This window comes from Caldicellulosiruptor kronotskyensis 2002 (assembly GCF_000166775.1).
GTDB lineage: Bacteria > Bacillota > Thermoanaerobacteria > Caldicellulosiruptorales > Caldicellulosiruptoraceae > Caldicellulosiruptor > Caldicellulosiruptor kronotskyensis.
This window is the reverse complement of the sequence record NC_014720.1, coordinates 920,531-944,205: the sequence shown is the minus strand read 5'-3', so window position 1 is coordinate 944,205 and position 23,675 is coordinate 920,531. Positions and strand designations below refer to the sequence as shown.

The 23,675-nt window shown below is 36.9% G+C and carries 20 protein-coding genes and 1 tRNA gene; 10 read left to right on the top strand and 11 right to left on the bottom strand.

Annotation, left to right across the window (positions count from 1 at the left end; all coding sequences use genetic code 11):
• Positions 1 to 9: 9 nt before the first annotated feature.
• The 3 genes from CALKRO_RS04005 to CALKRO_RS03995 all read right to left on the bottom strand — a co-directional run bounded on the left by CALKRO_RS04005 (position 10) and on the right by CALKRO_RS03995 (position 4,600).
• The gene (locus CALKRO_RS04005; protein WP_013429820.1) at positions 10 to 2,268 is read right to left on the bottom strand and encodes a DNA internalization-related competence protein ComEC/Rec2; all 2,259 of its coding nucleotides are present in this window, start codon (positions 2,266 to 2,268) and stop codon (positions 10 to 12) included.
• A complete protein-coding gene (locus CALKRO_RS04000; protein ID WP_013429819.1) occupies positions 2,265 to 3,104 on the bottom strand; it encodes a PHP domain-containing protein in 840 nt (279 codons plus the stop codon). Before CALKRO_RS04000 ends, CALKRO_RS04005 begins: the two co-directional genes overlap by 4 nt.
• Positions 3,105 to 3,211: 107 nt before the next feature.
• Positions 3,212 to 4,600, bottom strand: a complete 1,389-nt coding sequence (locus tag CALKRO_RS03995) for an NAD(P)/FAD-dependent oxidoreductase (RefSeq protein ID WP_013429818.1) — start codon at positions 4,598 to 4,600, stop codon at positions 3,212 to 3,214.
• A 177-nt stretch (positions 4,601 to 4,777) separates the two neighbouring features.
• On the opposite strand from CALKRO_RS03995, the gene CALKRO_RS03990 reads away from it, so the two are divergent.
• Positions 4,778 to 5,824 carry a hypothetical protein gene (locus CALKRO_RS03990; RefSeq protein WP_013429817.1) on the top strand — a complete coding sequence of 349 codons (1,047 nt, stop codon included), beginning with the start codon at positions 4,778 to 4,780 and terminating at the stop codon, positions 5,822 to 5,824.
• 57 nt (positions 5,825 to 5,881) lie between these two features.
• Here the strand turns inward: CALKRO_RS03990 and CALKRO_RS03985 are convergent, their stop codons facing one another.
• From CALKRO_RS03985 to CALKRO_RS03965, 5 genes are all read right to left on the bottom strand, one after another.
• Positions 5,882 to 6,625, bottom strand: coding sequence for a TIGR03915 family putative DNA repair protein (locus CALKRO_RS03985; protein WP_013429816.1), 744 nt, complete (start codon positions 6,623 to 6,625; stop codon positions 5,882 to 5,884).
• Between the two features lie 3 nt (positions 6,626 to 6,628).
• Complete coding sequence (locus CALKRO_RS03980) at positions 6,629 to 7,876, bottom strand: putative DNA modification/repair radical SAM protein (RefSeq protein ID WP_013429815.1); 1,248 nt, start codon at positions 7,874 to 7,876, stop codon at positions 6,629 to 6,631.
• A gap of 224 nt (positions 7,877 to 8,100) precedes the next feature.
• On the bottom strand, positions 8,101 to 10,140 hold the full coding sequence (locus CALKRO_RS03975) for a beta-galactosidase (RefSeq protein WP_013429814.1): 2,040 nt from the start codon (positions 10,138 to 10,140) through the stop codon (positions 8,101 to 8,103).
• A gap of 53 nt (positions 10,141 to 10,193) precedes the next feature.
• Positions 10,194 to 10,565: a sensory rhodopsin transducer gene (locus CALKRO_RS03970; protein WP_013429813.1), complete on the bottom strand. Its 372-nt coding sequence runs from the start codon at positions 10,563 to 10,565 to the stop codon at positions 10,194 to 10,196.
• Between the two features lie 28 nt (positions 10,566 to 10,593).
• Positions 10,594 to 11,718 carry an alpha/beta hydrolase family protein gene (locus tag CALKRO_RS03965; protein ID WP_013429812.1) on the bottom strand — a complete coding sequence of 375 codons (1,125 nt, stop codon included), beginning with the start codon at positions 11,716 to 11,718 and terminating at the stop codon, positions 10,594 to 10,596.
• Between the two features lie 201 nt (positions 11,719 to 11,919).
• On the opposite strand from CALKRO_RS03965, the gene CALKRO_RS03960 reads away from it, so the two are divergent.
• Both CALKRO_RS03960 and CALKRO_RS03955 read left to right on the top strand, forming a co-directional pair.
• A tRNA-Arg gene (locus CALKRO_RS03960) sits at positions 11,920 to 11,995 on the top strand.
• Between the two features lie 169 nt (positions 11,996 to 12,164).
• Complete coding sequence (locus CALKRO_RS03955) at positions 12,165 to 13,097, top strand: tyrosine-type recombinase/integrase (RefSeq protein ID WP_013429811.1); 933 nt, start codon at positions 12,165 to 12,167, stop codon at positions 13,095 to 13,097.
• A 74-nt stretch (positions 13,098 to 13,171) separates the two neighbouring features.
• On the opposite strand, the gene CALKRO_RS03950 is transcribed toward CALKRO_RS03955, so the two are convergent.
• Entirely contained in the window at positions 13,172 to 14,092 is a 921-nt protein-coding gene (locus tag CALKRO_RS03950) for a hypothetical protein (RefSeq protein WP_013429810.1), read from the bottom strand.
• 102 nt (positions 14,093 to 14,194) lie between these two features.
• On the opposite strand from CALKRO_RS03950, the gene CALKRO_RS03945 reads away from it, so the two are divergent.
• The 7 genes from CALKRO_RS03945 (at position 14,195) to CALKRO_RS03915 (ending at position 20,568) form a co-directional block, all read left to right on the top strand.
• Positions 14,195 to 14,416, top strand: a complete 222-nt coding sequence (locus CALKRO_RS03945) for a helix-turn-helix domain-containing protein (RefSeq protein WP_013429809.1) — start codon at positions 14,195 to 14,197, stop codon at positions 14,414 to 14,416.
• A 130-nt stretch (positions 14,417 to 14,546) separates the two neighbouring features.
• Positions 14,547 to 14,873, top strand: a complete 327-nt coding sequence (locus CALKRO_RS03940) for a hypothetical protein (protein ID WP_013429808.1) — start codon at positions 14,547 to 14,549, stop codon at positions 14,871 to 14,873.
• An 88-nt stretch (positions 14,874 to 14,961) separates the two neighbouring features.
• A complete protein-coding gene (locus CALKRO_RS03935) occupies positions 14,962 to 16,779 on the top strand; it encodes a CHC2 zinc finger domain-containing protein (RefSeq protein ID WP_013429807.1) in 1,818 nt (605 codons plus the stop codon).
• A 75-nt stretch (positions 16,780 to 16,854) separates the two neighbouring features.
• The gene (locus CALKRO_RS03930; protein ID WP_237699128.1) at positions 16,855 to 17,658 is read left to right on the top strand and encodes a hypothetical protein; all 804 of its coding nucleotides are present in this window, start codon (positions 16,855 to 16,857) and stop codon (positions 17,656 to 17,658) included.
• Positions 17,659 to 18,015: 357 nt separating this feature from the next.
• Complete coding sequence (locus CALKRO_RS03925; protein WP_041741928.1) at positions 18,016 to 18,759, top strand: hypothetical protein; 744 nt, start codon at positions 18,016 to 18,018, stop codon at positions 18,757 to 18,759.
• A 375-nt stretch (positions 18,760 to 19,134) separates the two neighbouring features.
• Entirely contained in the window at positions 19,135 to 19,608 is a 474-nt protein-coding gene (locus CALKRO_RS03920; RefSeq protein WP_237699127.1) for a hypothetical protein, read from the top strand.
• 51 nt (positions 19,609 to 19,659) lie between these two features.
• On the top strand, positions 19,660 to 20,568 hold the full coding sequence (locus tag CALKRO_RS03915) for a sigma-70 family RNA polymerase sigma factor (protein WP_013429803.1): 909 nt from the start codon (positions 19,660 to 19,662) through the stop codon (positions 20,566 to 20,568).
• A gap of 1,696 nt (positions 20,569 to 22,264) precedes the next feature.
• Here CALKRO_RS03915 and CALKRO_RS03900 read toward each other — a convergent pair.
• Both CALKRO_RS03900 and CALKRO_RS03895 read right to left on the bottom strand, forming a co-directional pair.
• Complete coding sequence (locus tag CALKRO_RS03900; RefSeq protein WP_013429802.1) at positions 22,265 to 22,798, bottom strand: hypothetical protein; 534 nt, start codon at positions 22,796 to 22,798, stop codon at positions 22,265 to 22,267.
• Positions 22,788 to 23,642, bottom strand: coding sequence for a DUF4747 family protein (locus CALKRO_RS03895; protein ID WP_013429801.1), 855 nt, complete (start codon positions 23,640 to 23,642; stop codon positions 22,788 to 22,790). Before CALKRO_RS03895 ends, CALKRO_RS03900 begins: the two co-directional genes overlap by 11 nt.
• Positions 23,643 to 23,675: the final 33 nt, after the last annotated feature.

Genomic DNA, 23,675 nt, shown 5'->3' with positions numbered 1-23,675 from the left:
TTAAATATTTCACCTCACAATATACGGATTTACCATCATCTTATTTTTGTCAACTATAATGTCTATGGTTCCATTTAAATCTGTTCTATACACCTTAATATTTCTGTCTTTGAGTCTTTGTAAGACCTCATTCGAAGGATGCCCAAAGATGTTGTCTTTCCCTACAGAAATTACTGCAAATGTTGGCTTTACATTTTCCAAAAACTCTTCGGATGTTGCTGTGCTGCTTCCATGGTGTCCCACCTTTAAGACCTTTGTCTGCAAGTTATATTTCTTTACGTATTCCTTTTCAGACTCATATGAGGCATCACCTGTAAATAGCATAGAAAAATTGCCAAGGGTCAGCTTCACAACAACAGAACTATTTTCATCTTCTTCTACCGGTGGGATAAAATAGGCTTTTAAATCCTTGTAGCGATAAACTTTCAAGCTATCTACTAACACAACCTTTTGCCCTTTGAACTTTTGAGCATTTTCAAAATAGACCTCTTTTGATGTTACAATTCTGTCCACTTTCATCTCATCAAGCAGATACTCAAAGTCTCCAATATGGTCACTGTGCTTGTGTGTCAAGACTAAAACATCAAGTTTTGCTACTCCTCTTTTGAGTATATACGGAAGAACAATTCTTTTCAAGCTGCTGAAATCTTCATATTCAGGCCCTGTGTCAATCAGCATTGAAAATTCCTTGTATGTAATAAGGCTACTGTCCCCCTGCCCCACGTCTATCACGTTTATAGTAAGTCTGTTGTAATTTATAAGTGTCTGTAAGATAAATGCTACAAGCAGTCCACAAATACTTAAATAAATTACATATTTTAGTTGCCTGTTTATAAATTTTCTAAAAATTAATGATGCCACAACAAGATAGTAACAAAATATTAGCTTCTCATCCCATAAAATGACCTTTACATGCGAAAATCCAACATGAGACAGCTTTGAAAGGTACATTAGCGCCTTTACAGAGACTTCTAACAGGACTTTAAGCAGTAGTATATTCGCATTGAAAACCAAAAATAGACAATACAGTAGTCCAGCCGGCACAACAGCACCTGCAACTGGTACAGCAACTATGTTTGTCAAAAATGAAATAACTGAAATCTCAGAAAAATAATAAGCCATCAATGGCAATATTAAAATCTGAGCAGAAATTGAAACTGCAATAAGTGAAGATATACCTCTTGGTATCTTTAACTTTGCAAAATATTCATATATCCCTTTATAAAACAGAATTATTGAAAGAACACTCAAAAAAGACAGCTGGAACCCAATGTCAAAAAGAAAAAGCGGATTTACAAGCAGCATCAAAACGCTTGATACTGCCAAGCTGTTGAGCGTATCAGGATTTCTGTAAATAATCCTTCCAGCATAGAAGATTATCGCCATAATCGAAGCCCTAACAACCGATGCCGACATCCCTGTGACAATAGCAAAAATAACTATGACACCTATTATTAAAAAGTTTACTCCTTTACCATATATCTTTAATATTCTTCTGAACAAAATCTCAACAAAAGCGCAAAGCACCCCTACATTTCCACCAGAGACTGCAAGAAGGTGAGCAAGTCCGCTTCGCTGAAAGTCTTTGTACACATCATCTGGAATTGTGGATTTGTTGCCAAGAATCAAACCTTTTAAAAGCGAAGATATATCATTTTCAAAAGAGCTATCTATGAGGTTATTTAACTGTGTAGAAAATCTATTGAGAAGACTGAGAACATTTTTGCCTTGATAGATAACCTCTATGTCTTTTGAGTAAAGTGTATAAATAGCACCTTTGCCTTTCAAATATTCTCTGTAATCAAAACCGAATTTACTTGTCTTTCCCTTTGGAATTTTAAGTTTTCCAGAAACTTTTACAGTATCTCCATAAAAAATACTTTTTTTAGACTCTGTTGTGACTCTAATAGCAACAGCCTTTGAATTTAGCTTTGTTTTAAGGTAAAAGGAAGTCTTTTTTTCACTCGTCTCGGGAAATGAGCATACACTACCAACAATAGAAACATATTTCCCATCCAGATTTTTTTGTGGTTCGTGGATATAGAAAATGTAGTGTGTCCTGAAAAGCTGAATCGTAAGAAAAAGAAAACATAAAATAAACATAAACTTTTCCTTTTTAAAGTACTGAGGAAGAAAATAGTAGGTAGCACACAACGCTCCTAAAATTAGCAAAAAGCAAAATACAAGTACCTCAATTTCTTTTATATTCCTGCCAAGAACAATCCCTATAATCATAAAACTGGCAACAAATAACGCCTTTCTTGTCATTGTTTTTGTACCCTGCTTTCTAACATGTAGAAAATTTCGTCATCTATCTTTAAATTTCCTTTCCCAACCCCTAAACAAATCTCTGGTTTGTTTTCTCCGTGAAAGTCACTACCGCCACTTATAGCAAGCTCAAGTTTTTTAGCAATCTCCAAAAGCACTTCTGTCTCTTTTTGGCTGTGATCTGAGTGGAAAACCTCAAGCCCGTCAAGCCCATATTCTTTTAGCTCCAAAAATACATTTTCACTTCCCTCATCCAGATATAAATACTTATGAGGATGTGCCAGTATAGCAAGTCCGCCTGCTTTTTTTATTGCCTCAATTGCCTCTTGAGGTTTTAACTTATCCTTTTTCACATAAGCAGGTTTCCCAAAACCCAAAAGTTTTTCAAAAACCTCTTTTGTGCTTGAAAAATATCCTTTTTTGACAAGCACCTTGGCAATATGAGGTCTTCCTATCATCTCTCCCGAAGATAACTTTTCTACTTCATCAATCGAAATTTCATATCCCATTTTCCTCAGTTTTTCAATTATCTTAGGGTTTCTTTCTTTTCTGAACTTTTCAAGCATCCTTAGCTTTTGCTGCAAGAATTCATTGTTAATATCTATAAAAAGCCCTAAAATATGCATTTCTATCTCAAAATCAGCGCTTATCTCAACACCGCTGACCACTTTAATCCCAAGCCTGTTTCCCTCATCGATGGCATGTATTACACCATCTGTTGTATCATGGTCAGTTATGGCAATTGCAAAAAGCCTTTTTTCTTTAGCAAGCTTTACAACCTCTTGAGGAGTAAGTGTCCCATCTGAAAATGTTGTGTGAACATGAAGATCAATCATTTTGAGCAGCACTTCCTTTCATTGTTTATTATATCTTAAGTATAACAAAACAAAAAGGTGGTCTTTTTGTTCTTTTAAGACCACCTCAAAAACTTAAACAAATGAACTTATAATTTACTTGCAATCTCGCGGGCAATCAAAACTCCATTTACACTCGCCTGCATAAGTCCTCTTGTAATTCCTGCTCCATCGCCACCAAAATAAAGGTTTTGAATTGTCAAACACTCAAAATTGTTCTTGACTTTTACCTCGTTTGAATAAAACTTAACCTCAACACCGTAAAGCAGCGTATCAAACGATGCAACTCCCTGCACTACATAGTCCAAAGCTTCAATCATCTCTTTTATGTCAAGCATTATTCGGTATGGCAAAACTAAGCTCAAATCACCGGCAACAGCATCTGTAAGCGTTGGTACAACAGAGTTTCTTTTTATCCTCTCCTCGTTTGACCTTCTACCTCTTATAAAATCACCATACCTTTGAACAAGTACTTTGCCTCCTGAGAGCATGTTTGCAAGTTCTGCAATGTATTTGCCATATTTTATACTATCTTTGAATGGGTCTGTAAAATGTTTTGATACAAGCAGTGCAAAGTTTGTGTTGTTGCTCTTTATATTCTTGTAGCTGTGACCGTTAACTACTGCCAAGTTGTCATAGTGCTCAACGGCAACATACCCGCCCGGGTTCATGCAAAATGTTCTTACCTTGTCATCAAATGTTTTTGTATAGTATATGAACTTGCTCTCATACAGATGCTCAGTTATACCCTTCCATATATGATTTGGTGTCTCTACTCTCACACCTATGTCAACCCTGTTATTCTCACACGGGATATTGTACTTTTCTATTATCTTCGAAAGCCAGCTTGCGCCTTCACGTCCAACACATATCACAACATTTTTTGCATAGTATATACTGCCATCCTCAGCAACAACTCCTGCCACTTTTCCGTCTTCTACAATCAAGTCTTTTACAGGTGTTCTGAATTTTATCTCAATGTTATTGCTGAGGAGAAAATCCTGGAGTCTTTTGTATATCTTTTTTGCCTCTTCGGTACCAAGATGTCTTATTGGACTTTCAACAAGCATGAGATTTGCAACAGTTGCCTTCCTTTTTATTTCCTCAATCACCTGACTATTTGTACCATATACCTTAGTGTCTGCCCCATTTTCAAGGTATATGCTATCTACGTACTTTATGAGCTCTATTGTCCTGTTTTGCCCAATAAATTCTTGAATTCTGCCGCCAACATTTGGTGACAGCGACAGCTTCCCATCAGAAAATGCACCTGCACCCGAAAATCCAGTTGTTATATTGCAGGGTTTGCAGCCACTACAAACATTTGTAACTCTCTTTGGACACTCTCTTGACTCGATGTCCCTTCCTTTCTCAAATATTACAACCTTTGCCATATAAGAAGTTTTTACAAGTTCATACGCCGTAAATATCCCACATGGTCCTGCCCCTACAATAATAACATCATACTTTGTGTTCATATTCCTCACCCTTTTGGCCTTTGCAAAATTAAATTTCCCTTTGAAATGTTACACCAAATTATAAAATTTGTCTATTAAAAAATTTACACACTTTTTTAATAATTGAGAAACGAAAAATCTAAATAAATGAGGTAATATAAAAATAGAAGAAAAAATTTACAAGGAGGCAATAAAAAAATGAAAAGAAAACTGATAAGCTTAATTTTAGTATTCATCTTTACTTTTCTCTTATTAGTTCCGGTATATGCTGACCAAGATACATCAGCTACTTCATCTTCTCAGACTGTGACAAGCTCAGCCTATAGCACAACTCAAGTACAAACTTATCAAACTACTGAAAACACTACTTACTCTCAGACTTACAATACTCAAAATTCGACAACCACAACCACAACATATTCTTCAACTTACAGTACAAATTCAACTACTGAAGTAATTCCACCTATTTTAAATGACAATGTAAATATCCAAGAACCACAGAAACTTACAAAAAATCAGAAAAAGGCTATTAATAATCTCATTTTGCAAATAAATCAACTAAGAACAAAGTTTAACAAAATTAATGCTGAGGTAAATCATCTTAGGGCAAAGATAAATGCTTACATTCAAGCTGCTAAAAGATATGATAAGAATTTCTTTACTCAGGAAATGAACAAGATAATTAATGAGGTAAACAAGGCAATATCACAACTTCAAAAGGAACTCAAAAAGAAGAATTTCTCGTCATCCAAAGTAGCAGATCTTAACAATCAACTAACTCAAAAACTCAATGAACTAAAAGTATATGAAGAAGTCTATAAAAACCAGCAGCAACAGGCAGTTGACCAGGCTGTATATCAAATAAAACAACTTGTCGACCAGATTCAACCAACAGTAAGCCAAAAGGTGTACCAGATAAATACCATCGATAAGCAGATAAAAGTCAAACTCTACGAATATCATCAGATAGCTAAGAGCAGTGATTACAATAAAATAGTCAGCTTATTGAATGAAGTTGTAGGCTTGTATCAGGCAAAAGTTAATACTATCTCCGAAATAAAAAGTCTTTACACAGATGTTCTTTCAAAAATTGAAAACATTATTAAAAACTCTCTCAATATGCCCAAAAAGTATGTTCAGCCAATGCAAGAAAAGAAAATCACAATTCCCGGCAAAGGTAACTCTAAAATAGAAATAGAGATAAAAAAGATTCCTCAGCAGCCTCACAAAGGAAAGAAGAAATAAAATTTTAAGCTTATGTTCAAAACAAAAAGGTGTACATCCGAAAAGAAGGATGTACACCTAATTTTTTTCTACAAGATACTTCCAATATCTTTTGGGCATGTTCTGCTGCTGAAGTTTTAGATTTTTTCGCTCTTCGATTACCATAGATTTGAAATACTTCTTCCACAGCATCTGAAACATCTCTTCTTGATGAGTTACTTTTAATTTTAAGGTATTGCAAATTAAAAACTGGACTTTTTTTCTATCGTAAATAGCAACTTTGTTTCGCTTCACATCATGGATAGCCCAGCAAAATTCATTCAGCCTATTTTTAAAAAAATATGCAATTGGTTTTATGATGTCGTTTTTGGGTTCAAACTTGGCATAAAGAAATCCTTCATTTGTCTCACAAAACCTAATAAGCCCCATATACTTTCCTATTTCCCTGCTAACGTTTTTTGCCATCTTTTCAACTGCATTTACTATATCATCACTGTAAAGATACTTTATCTTTTTGCCATGGGTAAATAACAAAAATAGATATCTCAAAATATAACTCTCTTTGTCTTCAGTATCTGACAAAAATGCATAGTAAATCTTTTTGAAAACACTGCAATCAGTTTTTTCAATTATGCCTTTCCTCATTTCTAAAAACGCTTTTAAATCACTTTGAACCTCTCTTACACTGTCTATGAACATCGGTTGGTACTCATTTTTTGAAACAATTATAGCCCTATCTTTATCTATACCTTCAGAAATTATATGAAATGCCGCACACATAAAACCTTCGAATGTTCCGTCATACAAAAATATTTTATACACCTTTTAAATCTCCCCTGTTATCACAGATGTAAATACTTCCCTATCAAAAAACGAAAGCTGCTGAGGTTTTTGTAAAGAATTTTTATCTGTAAGTTTTTGCTTTATTTTCTCAGGTGGCAAATCAATCAAAAACCTTTCAAATGTCTTGCCGTTGCAAGTTATAAAATATTTTGCTCTTTTTAGAACAACACCCATCTTTTTTAAATCCTCAAAATCCAGAGAATGAAATACCCTGTTTTTTATTATCCTCCTTGCACTTTTTATTCCAATGCCAGGCACTCTTATCAGCTGTTCATAACTTGCTTTACTTATCTCAATTGGGAATTTATCAAGGTTTCTCAGCGCCCACATCACTTTTGGATCAACCTCAAGGTCAAGGTTCTCATCCTTGCTTTTAAAAAGCTCATCAGCAGAAAAGTTGTAAACTCTAATCAGCCAGTCTGCCTGATAGAGTCTGTGTTCACGCAAAAGCGGTGGACTGTCCACTTTCAATATTCTTGGGTCGTGATTTACAGGCGTGTATGCAGAATAGTATACCCTTTTGAGCTTAAACTTTTTGTAAAGGTGCTGGCTTAAGTTGATTATTTTATAATCACTGTCATCTGTTGCACCAATTATCATCTGAGTGCTCTGGCCAGCTGATACAAAATTTTTCTCTTCTTCAGCTACTTTTGTTATAAACTCCATAGGCTTTAATATACTCTCTTTTGTTTTATTGGGACACAAAAGCCTTAAGCTCTTTTCAGATGGAAGTTCAATATTGACACTCATTCTGTCAACCAAAAATCCAGTTTTTCTTATTAAATCAAGTGATGCATAGGGAATAGCTTTAACGTGTATATATCCATTGAACTGATATTTATATCTCAAAAGCCAAACTGTTCGAAAAAGCATCTCCATTGTCCAGTCAGGAGAATTTTTGATGGCAGAGCTCAGAAAAAGACCCTCTATATAGTTTCTCTTATAAAAGTTTATGGTCAGCTCAGCTATCTCTTGAGGCGTAAATGTGGCCCGTTTTATATCATTGCTCTTTCTATTTATACAATAGGCACAGTCAAAGATACACTCATTGGTAAAAAGAATCTTCAAAAGAGAAATACAACGCCCATCATCTGTCCAGCTGTGGCAAATACCTGCAGAAAACGTTGAGCCAATTCCAAAATGTTTTTCCCTTTTGCTTCCGCTTGACGCGCACGAAACATCATACTTTGCAGCAGCACCAAGAACCTCAAGTTTTTCAAGTATATCCATATAAATCACTTCTTTTTTTAAAAACTATGTGTAGTTGATTTATACCTATATAATAACCGAATATATATTCTATTTCAAGAAAAAATTAAGAGACCCCCCTCCCTCAGCTATAAAGAGAAAAGGGCCTCTTACTATTCTTTGTGACTTCAATATTGGAATACTTTGGCAACATCCATACACCTGACATCTCTACTGTAAGTTATCAAGAGAGACATCTGCAGTTTTTAATCTTTTAATCTTCTCAGTATCATAACCTCCTTCGGTGCAAGAGTAGCTTTTCCGCCCAAAACCTTCTGTGTTATAAGCTCATAATACTCATCTTTAAGCTCAATATTTACATCATAACCATTGAAATTCAAAAGAAACACATATTCATTCCCATTCTTTTCTCTTTTTGTTACTTCAACACCTTCCGGCACAGGTAATATTGGTTGTATACCAGCCTTTTCAGCGTAGAACTTAACAAGACCTTCTATAAACCTTTTTTCTGGTCTTGTTCCAATATAAATCGCCTTTCCATTTCCATAATTATTTTCAACAACAGCTGGCATTCCGCAGTAATAATCCTGCTCATAGTATGCAAGCGCCCTTGCACCCTCAAGGTGAATAATATCGCATATAAAATCACATTCGTATTTTCCATCAAGGATGCCAATAGGTTTTGCAAGTATAATTGCATTTTTCATATCAGGGAAAAGCGCATCAATCTCCTCAACCCATATACCACAAAGCTTCCTGAACCAACCCGGATAGCCACCAAGAATTACTCTGTCGTTTTCATCAACAAGTCCTGATAGATATGTTGTAATAAATATTCCACCGTTTTTTACATAATTTTCTATGTTCTTTGCACTTTCTTGGTCGAGAAGATACAAAAGTGGTGCAACAACAAGCTTGTACCTTGTTAACTCTTCTTTCGGGTCAACAACATCCACATTTGTTTTCAACTTATATAGAGCTCTGTAGTACGCATCTACATGTTCAAGGTAAGATATATCATTTCTAAATCCCATACTCTCTTCAAGCGCCCACCAGTTTTCCCAGTCAAATAAAAGTGCAACCTCGCTCTTAGTTGTTGACTCCAAAATCTCATCCAAGCGTAAAATTTCGTCGCCAATCTTTTTAAGCTCTTTGCTCACTCTCGTCTCAAGGTGCCCAACATGCGGAACCATTGCAGAGTGAAACTTTTCGCATGAAGCAACTGACTGTCTCCACTGGAAATAAAGCACAGAGTCAGCTCCATGTGCAATCGCATGATAGCTCAAAAGCCGTATCATACCAGGTCTTTTTGCAGAGTTGTACCACTGCCAATTTGTCTGGCTCGGCGTTTGTTCCATCAAAATCCACGATTGGTCTCTTTTGAGCCCTCTCATGAGGTCATGCTTGAAAGCAATAGAACTTGGAGAATCTTTTATCGATGGGTAATTGTCCCATGATACAATATCCATATGTTTTGCCCATTTGTGATAGTCAAGAGGCTTAAATGGGCCCATCAGGTTTGTTGTAACAGGGATATCTGGCATGTATTTTTTGATAATCTCAACTTCCATTTTATAAAGATTCAGAAGGCTGTCTGACATAAACCTCTTGTAATCAAGCGAAAGTCCCTGGAATGAGCTTTTCTGCCTTCCAGGCATATATTCAAACTCTTCGTTCAGATATGATGGAACTTCTATCTCATCCCAATCATAAAATGTATGTCCCCAGAAAGCTGTGTTCCATCTTTTGTTGAGCTCATCTAATGTTTTATATCTTTCTTTTAACCACTCTCTAAAGGCTTTAGCACAGTTTTCACAGTAGCAGTAAGGCCCATACTCGTTACTGATATGCCACATTATAACTGCAGGATGGTCTTTATACCTTTTTACCATCTCTTCAACAATTCTTCTTGCTGCATTTTTGAAGTTTGGACTGTTTGGGCAGTAATTCTGCCTTGCTCCGTGCTTTCTCTTTCTCCCGTGAATATCAACAGGCAGCACGTCAGGATACTTTTTTGAAAGCCATGCTGGCTGAGAAGCCGTAGGTGTTGCCAAGATGACATGAATACCATTTGAATAGAGCTTATCAATTATTTTGTCAAGCCATTCAAATGTAAATTCATCTTCATTTGGCTGAAGCTGTGCCCACGAAAATATTGGCATAGAAACTGCATTTACATTATAGTATTTCATATATTCAATGTCCTTTTCCCACACATCCTCTGTCCACTGGTCTGGATTGTAGTCTCCACCATGCAAAAATTTTTTCAGCTTTATTTTGCCCATTATAAAAGCCTCCTTTTTGAAATCCAAAATTTACAGATTGGTTATTTTAGGATTTATTCAACCGGAAATCCAATAACGCTCAAAAGCGCCATATTGCCAAGTCTTGTGTCAAGCCGTGACATTTGAACAACAATCTCTTTGTCACTTTCAACAACAATAGAATATGGAACTTCTTTTGGTATAATTAGACCTCCTATCAGTTCTGGCTTATTTAACCATGCATGAATTGTTCTTCGGGCTTTCACAACAAAATAGTCACTTTCAATTGGCTCTCTGTCTTCAAAAAACACAGTAATCTTTACTTTTGCGTCACTATCCCCTGTGTTTACAATGCACAAACATTCGTGGCCAGGAATTGACATTGAACCTTCTGATGGAATGTAACCATCCGGTATCACCCAAACCTTTTTGCCAAGGTGTTTCATATTAATTACCTCCTCTCATTTGAAGATTTTATAAATTCCTTGACATAAACTCCAAAGCATCTTTTTGCATATTTAAATTAAATTCATGCCCATTTGGATAAAATTTGTATTCAAATTGGTTACCACAATCAAAATTCATAAAGTAACTTTTTATTCTTTCTACAGAAGACTGCATTGCATCTTTTGGAAAGAGACTATCATACTCACACTGCATAATAAAGAGTTTTCTTGGAGCAATCAAAGCTGCAACATCAGGCAGGTCAAGAACCCTTGTAAAACTAGGAATATGAACCATAAAAGTATGTCTCCCAGTTTTGCCAAGCATTCTTCTAAACTCTGACATGAATGCAATGATGATGCTACATTTTATTTCATTTCTGAGGCTACTTAAAAAAAGTGTCCTAAAACCCCCTAAGGAAAATCCCATGCAAGCAATTCTGTTTTTGTCTACATCCTCTCTTTGCAAGAGATAGTTAAACCATGCCAAGTCTTCGTTTAACAAAATACTTGGCCAGTTTGTACCATATAGATTGATATTCTTAAACATCATAGGTTCAAGCTGTGAGGATATTTTATTGAAAATCCGGATGTACTCATAAGAACCTTTTTCATAATTCAAAAGATCATCTATTGAGTTGTCATCTGTTAAAAGACTAATTAACTCAGCAGGAAGCCTTCTTTTTCCAAAATAAAATGCATCGGGAGAAAATACAGCAAATCCGTTTTTTACAAACTCTAACGCCCACGGCAATGATGAATAAAATTTTTTCTGGTATTCATTGACAAAAGTCTTGGTATTGTCTTGCCTGTATATTCTTTCTTTACCATAATAATAAAATCCACCATGGTCATGCAAAATAACCACCACAGGATAAGGTGGATTCAAATTCCTTGGTTTTAAAAACACAGCTTCTGAGTGAATACCATTTAAATTTCCAGCTATAATCTCTTCTTTAAATTCACCATGGTCACTCTCAAATTTTTTATCTTCCCTGAATATTAGGCTTAAATTCAGGTAAAGAAGCGACACCAATTTATCTACAATTTCTCTTTGCTCATCAAAAGTTTTCTGATTTGAAACTTCTTCTCCCCACTTGGTGTTTTCAGACAAGCTGTTATGCTTTCCAAAGTATTTCTCAAAAATTTCTAACATCCATTATCCCCTCAAGAATATCATTTTTTTATGCCTTGTTAATTAACGTTGAACTTGTTCTTATTATACTACAACTTTTCTTTGGATTGAATGATTTTGGTGTTTTGCAAATTAAGATTAATATCAATATTTTAAGATATTTAAAAAGGTTGCAAATTCATTGATTTGATTTTATAATTTAAATTGTGTTATAAAACACATGCGCCCGTAGCTCAGAGGATAGAGCGTAGGACTTCGAATCCTGTGGTCGGGGGTTCGACTCCCCCCGGGCGTGCCAAGTGGGATGTATCAAGGATTGAAGGTGGTAGTAAAAGTTGGAAATTGGGATTAAAAAGCACCAAGTCCTTTGGTGAATGTATACCACAGGATTTGCACATTGCCACAGGACTACCAAACGGCAAGTCATGACCACCAATCGCAATAAAAATGCGAGAGGTGGTTTTATTATGCCCAAAAGAAGCGTTATTAAAATGGATTGGCGGGAAGCCTTACAGCAATTCCTGTTTTACAAGCGTGCTGAAGGGAGAAGTGAATTAACGCTTAGAGATTATGAATACCATGTAACACACTTTTTTGACCTTTACCCTAACTGTTTTCATGACGAACAACAACTTAAAAAGTGTTTGTATGAGTATCTTTCCCAGCCTATCAAACCAGCAACATACAATTTGAGATTGACTTACCTTAAAGCCTTTTTTAAATGGTGTGTTGAGGAGAACATACTTAAATCCAATCCTTTGGAAGGGCTTCCTAAGAAGAAAGCTGAGGGGCGAATTGTCAACATTGATACAGAAATTTTAGAGAAGCTTTTGAAGTTGCCAGATAAGAATACATTTTGCGGTTTGCGTGATTATGCTTTGATTTTGTTAACGTTAGACACAGGGATAAGACCAAAGGAAGCCTTCTCTCTCTTAATTGAACATTTTGACTTTAAGACGTTACAAGTTTTTATTCCCAGCGACGCAGCAAAAACAAGAGTGTCAAGGGTGTTGCCTATCCTACCAGTTACCGCAAACGCAGTAAAGAAACTGATAGCAGTAAGACATCCTGAATGGGATGAGAAAGTACCTGTTTTTTGTACAGTAACAGGCAGACCACTCACACGTGACATCTGGAATGACAGAATGGAAATGTACAGCAAAAAGTTGGGAGTCAAAATAAGACCTTATGATTTGCGACATACTTTCGCATTGTTGTATCTCAAAAACGGCGGTTATGAGTTAAGCTTGCAAAAGACGTTAGGACACACCACTTTGGAGATGACCAAGCGGTATGTCCACTTCACACAAAACGACCTGCGAGAGATAAACAACACAGCTTCCCCATTGAACATGTTATTGCAGCAAACAAAGAGAGTCAAGAACAAGTTGACAAGATAAGCCTTGTCCTAACAGTTATGGCAAGGCTTTTGTTTTGTGGGAATTGAATTTAGGTCATGTGATGGGGTTAACATTTATTTTACCGAACGTTTTTGGGCATAAACCCTTTGTTTTGCGTTTTTACTTCTACACGTCGGACAATAATTTTTCCTTCCTTTCTGCGGTTTTCGGTCTTTACGTATATATGGCTGATGGCATAAATCACAAACACATAGCTGTTTAGCACTGCTTAAGCATTGGGCAAGTTCAACCCAAACCCTTGAAAAACATCCCCAGCCAGTATCAATATGGAGAGTAGGATAGTTTTCATTTCCCCATTCTAACCACAGAGTTGTACCTGTCGCTTCTAACCAGCCATTAACTGTGGAGATTAAAAAGAAACGCTGTATTGAGATATCCCATTCACTTTCATTTTCACACCAACCTATAGCTTTCCAAAGAGATGGAGGGACAGGCTTCCCTTCAACAAGCAAAGCGGCAGCGTCTAATATAGCTTTCACTTTCTTTGCATAGAAACGATAAAACGAAAGCGGTTCAGCAGGGAACCATAAGCAATAGTCTATATGTCCATCGTATCCAACTTTTATTGACGATGGCAAAGGTGCCCAAATGCATTCTCTATGCTTAACACATAGCCACAATGGTCCCCATTTGGAGGTAAATTCTAATATTTCATCGTCGTTTGAATCTGCTAACTTTACAAAATCATCTAACACACCTTCAACATCCTTTTTTGCTTGCCAACCTATGTCAGCTAATAAATTTTCCCCATTTTCGGAAGCCAGAATAAAAGGGTCATTTTTAACAGGCAATGATTTTTGCCATTCTTCTGGTATAGGGAAAAGAACACAATCTAAAAGCTTATTTTCGATATTTGGCCATTTCCCCAACCTTACAATAGGGGGTACCCAAATACCTGAGGTCTTTTGTATGTAGGCTTTTAGATGAGAATTTTCATCCGTGAAATTTGCCAAGTCCCATTTATCCCATCCCATTTTTCTATCCCCCTTTACCTGAAATTTTACCTGAAGCAATTCTTTTTAGCAAGTACTTTTAGTAACATTAAAGGCAGAAAACAAAAAAGGAGGGGGAGTAAGATGACAAAACTTGAATTTTTAAGACGTCAAAGAGGGCTTACACAAACCAAATTAGGGTTTGCGATTGGAGTTAATCCTAACCTACTTAGTCAGATTGAAAGGGGCTGGAGGAAGCCATATCCGAAATTGTTGCAGGCTTTAGCGACATATTTCGGTGTGCCTATAGAGGAAATCGCAAACCCAGACGGTAGCTTAAAAGAGGTGGATAGCAAAACCGCATAAAAAAAAGTGGCTTGAAGCCACCTAAATGAACAAGTAATTAATCCCCTTTTGATTTTGATTGTAACACAACCAAATGTCAAATGCTTTCTGAAACTGCAATAAGTTTTCAAACATGAAAGGAGGCGTCCTTATGGTCTTCAAGGTTTACAACAAATGTTTAGGACGTGAAGTTACTGCAGGACACTTCAATTCAAAAACAAAAATCTTTTACAAAGCGGTCTCTACTCACAGCAAGTTACTTGTCCTAAATGCGTATGGAATCGAAAAGTGCGTTGTTGAAGAACTCAAGGAAAGAGGTTGCAAGCTGATACAGATTGAAGAAATTAACACGGGTAACATGTATGAAATTGACTTTGACAAGTTTATCGAAAAAGCTATCTTGCGAACATTTGGCAATTCCACCGAACAGTATTATTTGCCGCTGAAATACTTTACAAAGGTTGAAAAGGCTTCTTAAAATCCTTCGCTGCCCTATTCGGTCATCGGTAGGGCGGCTTTATGGATTAGAAAGACATCGAACAAAACCAATTAGGAGGTGTTTTGGAATGCAAATGCAAGAGATTGTCAAAGAAATTAAAAGCAAAATCGACATTATTGATTACATTGGCAGATATTTGCAGTTAGAGAAAGAAGGTAGCAGCTACAAAGCTTTGTGTCCTTTCCATCCTGATAAAAACCCATCGTTTTATATCAAGCCCAGCGAACAGTTTTTTCATTGCTTTGGCTGTGGTGTAGGCGGGGATGTCATCACATTTGCAATGAAATATTACAACGTTGACTTTAAGGAGGCAGTCAAGATGTTGGCTGAGGAAATAGGCTTGTCTACTGGCAGCAAGCAAACAGAAGAAAACACGCAAGAAGAAAAGCTTTCTATTGACCAGATTATAGCATATGTCGAGACATGCCATCAATACGCAAGTTTGACAAGTTACTTTGCTGATAGGGGGATTCCCACTTCTCTAATTGACAAATACAAGATGGGCTTTGATGTGGAAAACAATGCAATTGTCTTACCCATCTTTCAAGACGGGCAGATAATAAGCTATGTGCGTCGCAACCTTGATGATAACAAGCCACGCTATGAATTTCCTAAAGGCAGCAATGCAATACCATTCAATGTTGACTTGCTGAAAGATGACCAGCAAAGGAACGTCTTCATTGCTGAAGGTATATTTGACGCATTGACCATTGAGGCAGCAATTGGGCAACCAGCAATAGCTTTGAATGGTTGTGAAAATCAAAAAGAGTTTTTGCAAGTGCTTAACCTAATCAAACCCAAAAGCAAGAAATTTTACATCCTGTTTGACAACGACGAGGCAGGCAGCAAAGCAGCAAAACAACTTTTTGATAAGATGAAAAACCAGTATGAAGTGGCTATTTGCAGATGGGAAGGTGCACCTTACAAAGACATCAACGAGTTTTTGCAAAACTCTCAAGACGAGTGTATAAAGTTTTTAAAATGGCAGCTTAAAGCGGCTTTTTATCCCTATGCACTCATTAATTTTGCTGCCCAGTATGTTGATTTTCTCAAGTCTGATAAATTCAAAGCTATTTCCACAGGATTTAAGCAATTAGACGATGTGTTAAATGGTGGTTTTGTAGCAGGAAACCTGTATGTCTTTGGTGCAAAGCCCAGCGTCGGTAAAACAACATTCTTGTTGCAGCTTATAGACAACTTCTTACAACAAGGTTATGAATGCGTCTTCCTATCGGCTGAAATGCCCAAAGAAGAGATTTTGACAAGGATTTTCTGTCGTGAATATGGACTCAAAAAAGTTAATGTTAAAGTAGCTGGATTTGATTTTTATCGAAAACTTAGAACAAGGACAGCAACTCAAGAGGAAATGCAAGAGTTCATGTCTGTTATGCAAGACTACATCATGCGTTATGCTTTCAAGCTTCACATTTTAGAAGGACAAAGACTTGATGAGGTCTATTATGTCCTTGACCGCTTGCAAAAGCCTATCCTGTTTGTTGATTACTTACAGCTTTTGCAACCAGCAAAACCATATCAAAGCGATAAGCAAAGAGTTGACCTGATAATGCAAGAGTTGTTTGAGATTAAAAACAAGTTTTTAATCCCAGTTGTCGCTATCAGCAGCTTGAATAGGGAAAGCTATGACGACGATGATATAAAAGCTTTCAAAGAATCTGGGTCAATTGAATATGGAACAGCAGCCGCTTTCCTAATGAAAAGAGATGACGACAAACCTATTCACGATGACTACAAAGGCAATGGTTATACAATCAAATTCAATTGTGTCAAAAACAGATATGGCAGCATAGGAGAAAACATCACAATGAGATTTTGGGGCGGGATTTACTTGTTTGAAGAAATAGACAACAATGATAACAGCTTGTAATCCCCACACGCTGCCTTGTACGGGAATCGGCAAGGCGGCATGGTGAAACAAAAACCACAGATAGGAGGGTTTACAATGATGAACAACCAAAACAATGTGAACTTTTACATCACAGACGCAAACTTGCCTATCAACATCTTTTCCCTACTGGAAGATAGCATACAACCACGGCAAGGGCGAGAATGTAAGCTTGTTTATGAGTATGAAACAAATGACGGCGGCAAAGTACAAATCGGTACAAACTACTACATGCTAACACCAGCCGACATAAACACATTATACATCTTGACCACCTATAGGCAGGAAACGGGACAAAAAGGCGATACTTTTGAAATACCGCTAAAGTACATCATGGAAAAGCGAGGATTGGATGTTACATCATCAGAAAACGTTAAGTTAGTCTTGCAATCACTTGACCGTTTAATGATGACCAAGATTGTTGTCGAAAGATACGGTTTTATCAACGAAAAGACATTTAGGCGAGATATAGCTAAATTCACACTCTTGCCTTCCTACAGGATATCGCAGAAAGGCAGCAAAGGGCGTGGATATAAAACAAAGTTAACTGTCACGCTTGCCAAAGAAATTTGCTACAACCTTGACAACGGCTATGTCGCACGTGGTAATTTGGACATCGCTAAACAGCTTGTTAAACACAAGATAGCACATAGACTTTATCACTTCCTAATGGGCAAATGCACACGCAACAAAACTTATAAACGCAATTTTGCACAGTTTGTGCAACAAGATATTTGCCCAGAACTACCATTAGAGGAAAGTAAAGAGAAGGTGATATCAGCACTCATCAAGCTGGAAAGTATGGGCTTGATAACCTACAAAATCGACAAAGATGTTGTTTGTATAAATATTCGAAAATAAACGCATAAATATACAGACAAAACATACTGGTATCAGCTGGGAAAATCGCAGTATATACCTACAGAAAATCGCAGTATGTACCTATAAAAAATCGCAGTATATACCTACAAAAAATCGCAGGGAAGAAAATGGTAAATGCAGTTGGGACAAGGGTTTGCGGGCACAAAAACGGGTAAAATTAAAATTAAAATTAAAAGGGTGGGTTTAACAACCCACCCTATTAGGAAAAAGTTGGATTTTGAATTTATGCAAATTCCGCTGCTGCATAAACTTGAATCCAGTTTTTGCCTTGCTGGTGGCGACCAACCGCTTGTATGTGGCTTGTCGACCTGTCTAAATGTGGGGGAGGTGTACTTCATGCGACCATGGGATTGGCTTTCCCTAATTGAAGAGTCCAAGAATGTTGCAAACAATGTAGGTAATGCTGCTGATTGGCAGGCTGCTGGTTGTCCATCGGTTACTACTGCTATAATGGACAAGGCAGCTACAACGCTGGTTAACCAAGTTAACCCAGTAAAAGCAGCAAATAAGCAAGTTAACCGCATAATAAGACTCATGACCGACCTTGAGATAAGGGAACTTGCGGCAAAGCAAAAGCCTTCCTACTTTGCAAAGCTGAAAAAGAAAGCTTATGACAAGCAACTTTGCAGTAAGGAAGGGCATTTCTGGGCTATGCTGGAGAGACTATCACAGGAATTTGGAAAGAAGAATCCAAATGAACTTGACCTGCAGCTTTACACAAAGTTTACAAAGTGTGCACAGCGTGAATGGGAGATTGAGAAGCTACACGCTGTCCTAAATGTAAAGTGTCCTGTATGTGGCAGCAGAGATTTTGAGTTTGCCGAGAAAGGACAGGAAAAAGGCTTTGTGTGTTTGTCGTGTTTAAAAGCAACGGGCAGGATTGAATTTGTAGCTTGTGTGTCAATCGAAAATGATGTGCCAGAGTGGAAAAAACGTATAACGTTAGGGACAGGGAGACTTATTCCTAACAGCTTGTGTACACGTTGCGGTGAACCCTTCAAATGGTTTAGCAACGATGAATGGGAAGGTTGGCTATGTAGTGGCTGCGGTGAAGAAGCTTTGCCAGTAGAAAGCCAGTAGAGAAATTTCACAGAAGGCTTTTAAAACGCACAGGAAAGGTCGGGGCATATAAAATATGTCCCTTTCATTTTGCGTTCAAAAGAAATCGGTTTCAAATATGGTATGTGGGTATACCGTGCTATTGCGGACTTTGTGAGGACAAAGACGATTCATCCCCAGCCATTGCAAGGTATTCCCAATATCATGGTCTTCATTGCAAGTTTTGGACGGTATGCTTTATCCTATCCTAATTGCTTTTTGCCTATGACACTTTGTTATTGCACAGTTATAACAACGATATGACAAAATTCGACATGCGGACTTCCCACGTGGTATAATCAAATCAAGAACACAAGTTTGGGAGTGGTTTGAATACGTTGCTATGACTGGGATGAGTTGAAACGTGAATTCATGATAGGCAATTACAAGACGCTAAAGGAGTTTGCACAGGAAAAAGGCGTTAACTATGGAGTGTTGAGAAACAAGGCAAGGGATTGGTTGAAAGAAAAGCAACAAGTTAACAAAGAAAAGAACCAGCTTATTTTTGAGAAGACTCTCCAACGACAAATAGAAAAGGCTACCGATTACAACACATGGCACGTTGAGATTTGGGACGAGTTTTTACGTCTTGTTTGGGCTGCTTTGCATGATGAGAAGACAATAAAGACCAAGGACGGTAAGTATAACGTTTATGTGTTGGAAAGATTAGCTAATGTGATGGAAAAAGTACAGAAGGGACAGCGTTTAGCGTTGGGATTGGATGAGAACAAGGAAGACCACAGCGAACAACTACTCAACAGGATTAGGGAGATTGTCTGTGCCCTATGGGATGACGACCAAGACGACGCTATGAACGTGGAATGCTGTTAAGTGGCAAGCAACTTTTTGCCAAGAGGGTAGCATTTTGCGAGGTGCTTTGTGATGGTTGAGTCTCTAACCAGCGTTCAAAGGCAAATGTTAATTGCCGACAACATTAAGCTTGTCTACCATGTGGCAAACAAATTTATGCCTTGTCCCAAGGGCTATTGCTATGAGGTGGACGACTTGATTAGCGAGGGCTACATTGGTCTTGTTGTGGCGGCAAAGAACTATGACCCTGCCAAAGGCAGCTTCTCTTCCTATGCGTGCAAAGTGATTGAAAGCAGGATAAAAAGAAGCTTGCCAAAGTACAGGCTTACTTTGGTCTCACTGGATAGTCCACTAACCAAGGATGAGGAAGAGGAAACAACAGTTGGCGATGTAATTGATAGTGGCTTTTCTGTTGAAAACGAGGTAATAAGGCGTGATATTGTAACGAGGTTGCAAAAGTACTTGGCAGAGTTAACCGACGATGAGAGAGAACAAGTTTTAAGGTACATCCACACAGGCAAAGTAGAAGATGACAAGCTGTTTAAATCAGCAAGAAAGAAGCTATTGCGGGCGATGAAACAAGACCAATTCGAGGCAGACCTTGACGACTTGACAGTTTTCATATCCTGCCCTGCGGTGCATGTGGTAGCAGGCAATGGCTACTTCTCATCCCCAGTAGAAACCACAGTGTTGACGAGAGAGGAGAAGAGAAAACAGCTTGAAGTTTTGTCTTCAATACCCCAATTGGACAAGCTGAGGGTTTTAAAGCAACAAGGCGAACAGGACAGAATGAAGCTTCTTGCTGCCAAATGGGAAGTTGAAGAGTTTATTGAAAGGCACATCGACAAGCTGTCAATCAACCACATCAAACTTCTTCAGGACTACTTTGTTTGGTGCTATTCACATTTGGCGATGGTTCAGAAGTATGGTAGCGGCTACAAAGTACAAATCAAGCGTGCGGTCAAAAAGTTGATGGGATGAAAGGGCATTCCAACATCGAACACCCACAAAGCATGGGCTTGGGATTTGACATTTTTTGACGATTTGAACCACATCTAAAAGCTTCTCATCTATTGAGAAGCCTAAAGTTGCGGGCTTTGAACACCTGCAGAATGTAAAATGCGGGCAATTGAAGGGGGTCGACAACTTATCGAGTCCTAAAAGCTACATGGTGGAGTTTTGAAATGCGACATTTTGCAACGTTTAAGAAACCTTTTAACATACAACCAGCACTTGTGGTTACTGATTTGGCAGGCTTTTGTGCGTTAAAAAATGTTAACATTTTTGTCCTCTCTTAGCTTGTCAGTCCTTGCAAGTCGTGATGTTGCAGGCTTGGGATTTTAACAGGGTGTAAAATGCATGCAAATTAAAGGGGTCGACAACTTACCGAGACCTAAAAGCTACAAAGTGGAGTTTTGAAATGACACATTTTTGCACATTTTAGCGACCCTTTAAAAGCCAGCAAAGCGTTAAAAATTCTAACGTGGAAGGCATTCAGGGGTTGTGAGAATGTGACATTGGGCGAGGTGTCCCCTATTTTGTGGGTGTCTTGCAAGGGTGCGGTAAGTTACCGCATCACAAACATTGACAGCATTCCCATTGTTTTCACTTCTAAAAGTTCATTTTGAACTTTTGAAAACAAAGCAATGGAAATTTGTATGTTTGAATATGCTAAGAAATGCTAAAGATTAAATATTTAAAGCATCAAAGAGAACATGCTAACAAATGCTAACATCTCATGGTGTCGGACTTCACGACATCCCTATAAAAGCTTTCCTCAAATTGGGGAAGCCTATTTTCGGACACCTTTCATTTCGGGAAATTCTTTTTTAAGGGTATTCCAACTTAGAATATCCCAACAATTTTCAAAAGGGATTGCAAAAGTACAACTCCTTGCAGCCAGCAATAAAGAAAAAGAGAGTGTTGCAATCTCACAGCTTAGTAAAACTTAGTATCCAAACCTCAAGAAAACTCAAGTTTTTACATCCCAGAAGCTTGTAATCATTCTATCAGCCAAATACAAACATATTTCCCATTTTTACCGTCGCTTATAAGCCACATCTGAGTGGTGGGGTGGTATCTTTATATTCCCCACGTCGTTTTTGCACGTTGTAGGGGGCTTTTAGAGGGCTTTGAGACAAGGCAAAAGGTACAAAAGCAGAAAATACACGACTTTGACCGCAGCGGTCAAAGTTTGAAAGCACATATCTTTTAAGCTTTCCCTAATTGTATGTGGCAACTATTTAGGAGAAGCAAAAATTTGGCAGGGACATAGAGAACACATTATTGGTATTGACTAATTACTTGTTGGGGATTATGATAATTGACAAGTTTGTACCAAAGGATTGAGATGTCTTAAGTACAAAGTCCTTTGGTCAATTTTAATGTCGAATTGGTGGACATGGCTTGCCTAAAAGCATTTGTTGGAATGTTTGACATTCTTTGGACTTCGAATCCTGTGGTCGGGGGTTCGACTCCCCCCGGGCGTGCCAGATAAAATCTAGGGTTAAATAGCACAAAGGATTTTGAATACTGTGATTTTGCAAACATTTTGCTAACATACAATATGATATAGAGCTATAAGCAATTCTATAAAACAAATCAGGCTGAGCGGTGGCTCAGCCTTTTTATATAGGCAGTCAAAAACAATTTTTCGTTTTTATCCATCAAATGTGAGCTAATGTATCTTAAATTTTTTTAACGGTCTTAATTTTATTTTTAATTTTTTTCTAAACTTTATTCTAATAAAACGGGTTCTCATTTTAAAATAGGTTACAGAGTCTAAAGCTGATACAAATACAGATAACAAGGAATAGAAAAAGAAGAAAATAAATATAATCAATACTAACTTGTTTATATAATAACCTGAAGAAGATTGAATAGAAAAGTATGCTGTTATTCCATATAATATTGATGTCAAAACCAGTGAGAAAAAAGTCACAACTAAAGTAACTTTAAACGTATCAATAATACTCGAATACATTTTTTCTTTTTCTAAAAATTCTATAAATTCATTATCACTGGAACTAATAATTATCGCCAATGCTGCCAAATATATTGAGAACACAACTGATAAAACAGTTAATGCACCTGCAAAGATATCTTTTGCAAATAGACCGTTTATTCGCCAAGGAAATATGAAAAACATAATAATTGCAACTAAAACAGATATAATAAAATCCCATGAAATAAATATGTTTTTAATCTTCATTTCTCTTAAACCTACCTTTGATTTGGTCAAATGTCGACTTCAAACTTTTAATAATTTCTATCTTGTCCTCTTTAGGAGCTAAACTTTTTATGGGATTTTCTTTTGTACTTGCTGTTTTTTCTTCATTCTTAATGGTCCCCTTAATTTTCGCCTCACCATAACCATCTATTGCCATAACAATTCCACTAAACACTTCATCATTTTCTTTTATTTTTATTCCTTTTTTACTTTTGTATATTCCAACATAGGATTCTACTTCCATTTCACGAAGTTTTTCATCCAATCTTTTCCATATATGTCTATTACTTGGATTTGATGGGTGTAATTTTATTTCTATAAATTCTATTTTTTCGAAGTTTTTTATCGCAGTAAATATTTCTACTTCGTCACTGATCGATTGTAAATCAATATCAACAAATATATTATCATTTGCTTCTTTTATAAGTTTACAAAAAAATCGACTAAAAGCACTTGGAGTTATATCTTTTCCAACAGGATGATAAGCAATTATTTTACTATCTAAATCTAATATAAAATTGCTTTTCGCTACTGCTTTATCAGTTATTAGTGTATTCAATAAAACGTTGTTTTCTTCATCTACTATTTCTTCTTCATATGTACTTCTATATTTTACTAACAAGCCATATATGTAATCAGTTTCCTCATACCGGAATTTTTCTACATTAAAAAAACCCCATTTATAATCACGAAAACTAATTTTTACATTGCTTTTTAAACTATTTAGCAAAAATTCATTCTTTTTTTCTCCCTGATACCAGCAAATAATATTTAATCTCCCAAAATAATAATATACTTCGTTTTTATTTATCTTCAAATTTTCCATAAGAAAATTTCACCTTCTAAGAAAACATTATTT

Coding starts and splice junctions, on each gene's coding strand:
- CALKRO_RS04005 (WP_013429820.1), bottom strand. CDS start 2,268: ATGACAAGAAAGGCGTTATTTGTTGCCAGTTTTATGATTATAGGGATT.
- CALKRO_RS03950 (WP_013429810.1), bottom strand. CDS start 14,092: ATGGGATGGGATAAATGGGACTTGGCAAATTTCACGGATGAAAATTCT.
- CALKRO_RS03940 (WP_013429808.1), top strand. CDS start 14,547: ATGGTCTTCAAGGTTTACAACAAATGTTTAGGACGTGAAGTTACTGCA.
- CALKRO_RS03970 (WP_013429813.1), bottom strand. CDS start 10,565: ATGAAACACCTTGGCAAAAAGGTTTGGGTGATACCGGATGGTTACATT.
- CALKRO_RS03980 (WP_013429815.1), bottom strand. CDS start 7,876: ATGGATATACTTGAAAAACTTGAGGTTCTTGGTGCTGCTGCAAAGTAT.
- CALKRO_RS03955 (WP_013429811.1), top strand. CDS start 12,165: ATGCCCAAAAGAAGCGTTATTAAAATGGATTGGCGGGAAGCCTTACAG.
- CALKRO_RS03925 (WP_041741928.1), top strand. CDS start 18,016: ATGCGACCATGGGATTGGCTTTCCCTAATTGAAGAGTCCAAGAATGTT.
- CALKRO_RS03975 (WP_013429814.1), bottom strand. CDS start 10,140: ATGGGCAAAATAAAGCTGAAAAAATTTTTGCATGGTGGAGACTACAAT.
- CALKRO_RS03900 (WP_013429802.1), bottom strand. CDS start 22,798: ATGAAGATTAAAAACATATTTATTTCATGGGATTTTATTATATCTGTT.
- CALKRO_RS03930 (WP_237699128.1), top strand. CDS start 16,855: ATGATGAACAACCAAAACAATGTGAACTTTTACATCACAGACGCAAAC.
- CALKRO_RS03915 (WP_013429803.1), top strand. CDS start 19,660: ATGGTTGAGTCTCTAACCAGCGTTCAAAGGCAAATGTTAATTGCCGAC.
- CALKRO_RS03990 (WP_013429817.1), top strand. CDS start 4,778: ATGAAAAGAAAACTGATAAGCTTAATTTTAGTATTCATCTTTACTTTT.
- CALKRO_RS03935 (WP_013429807.1), top strand. CDS start 14,962: ATGCAAATGCAAGAGATTGTCAAAGAAATTAAAAGCAAAATCGACATT.
- CALKRO_RS03945 (WP_013429809.1), top strand. CDS start 14,195: ATGACAAAACTTGAATTTTTAAGACGTCAAAGAGGGCTTACACAAACC.
- CALKRO_RS03965 (WP_013429812.1), bottom strand. CDS start 11,718: ATGTTAGAAATTTTTGAGAAATACTTTGGAAAGCATAACAGCTTGTCT.
- CALKRO_RS03995 (WP_013429818.1), bottom strand. CDS start 4,600: ATGAACACAAAGTATGATGTTATTATTGTAGGGGCAGGACCATGTGGG.
- CALKRO_RS04000 (WP_013429819.1), bottom strand. CDS start 3,104: ATGATTGATCTTCATGTTCACACAACATTTTCAGATGGGACACTTACT.
- CALKRO_RS03895 (WP_013429801.1), bottom strand. CDS start 23,642: ATGGAAAATTTGAAGATAAATAAAAACGAAGTATATTATTATTTTGGG.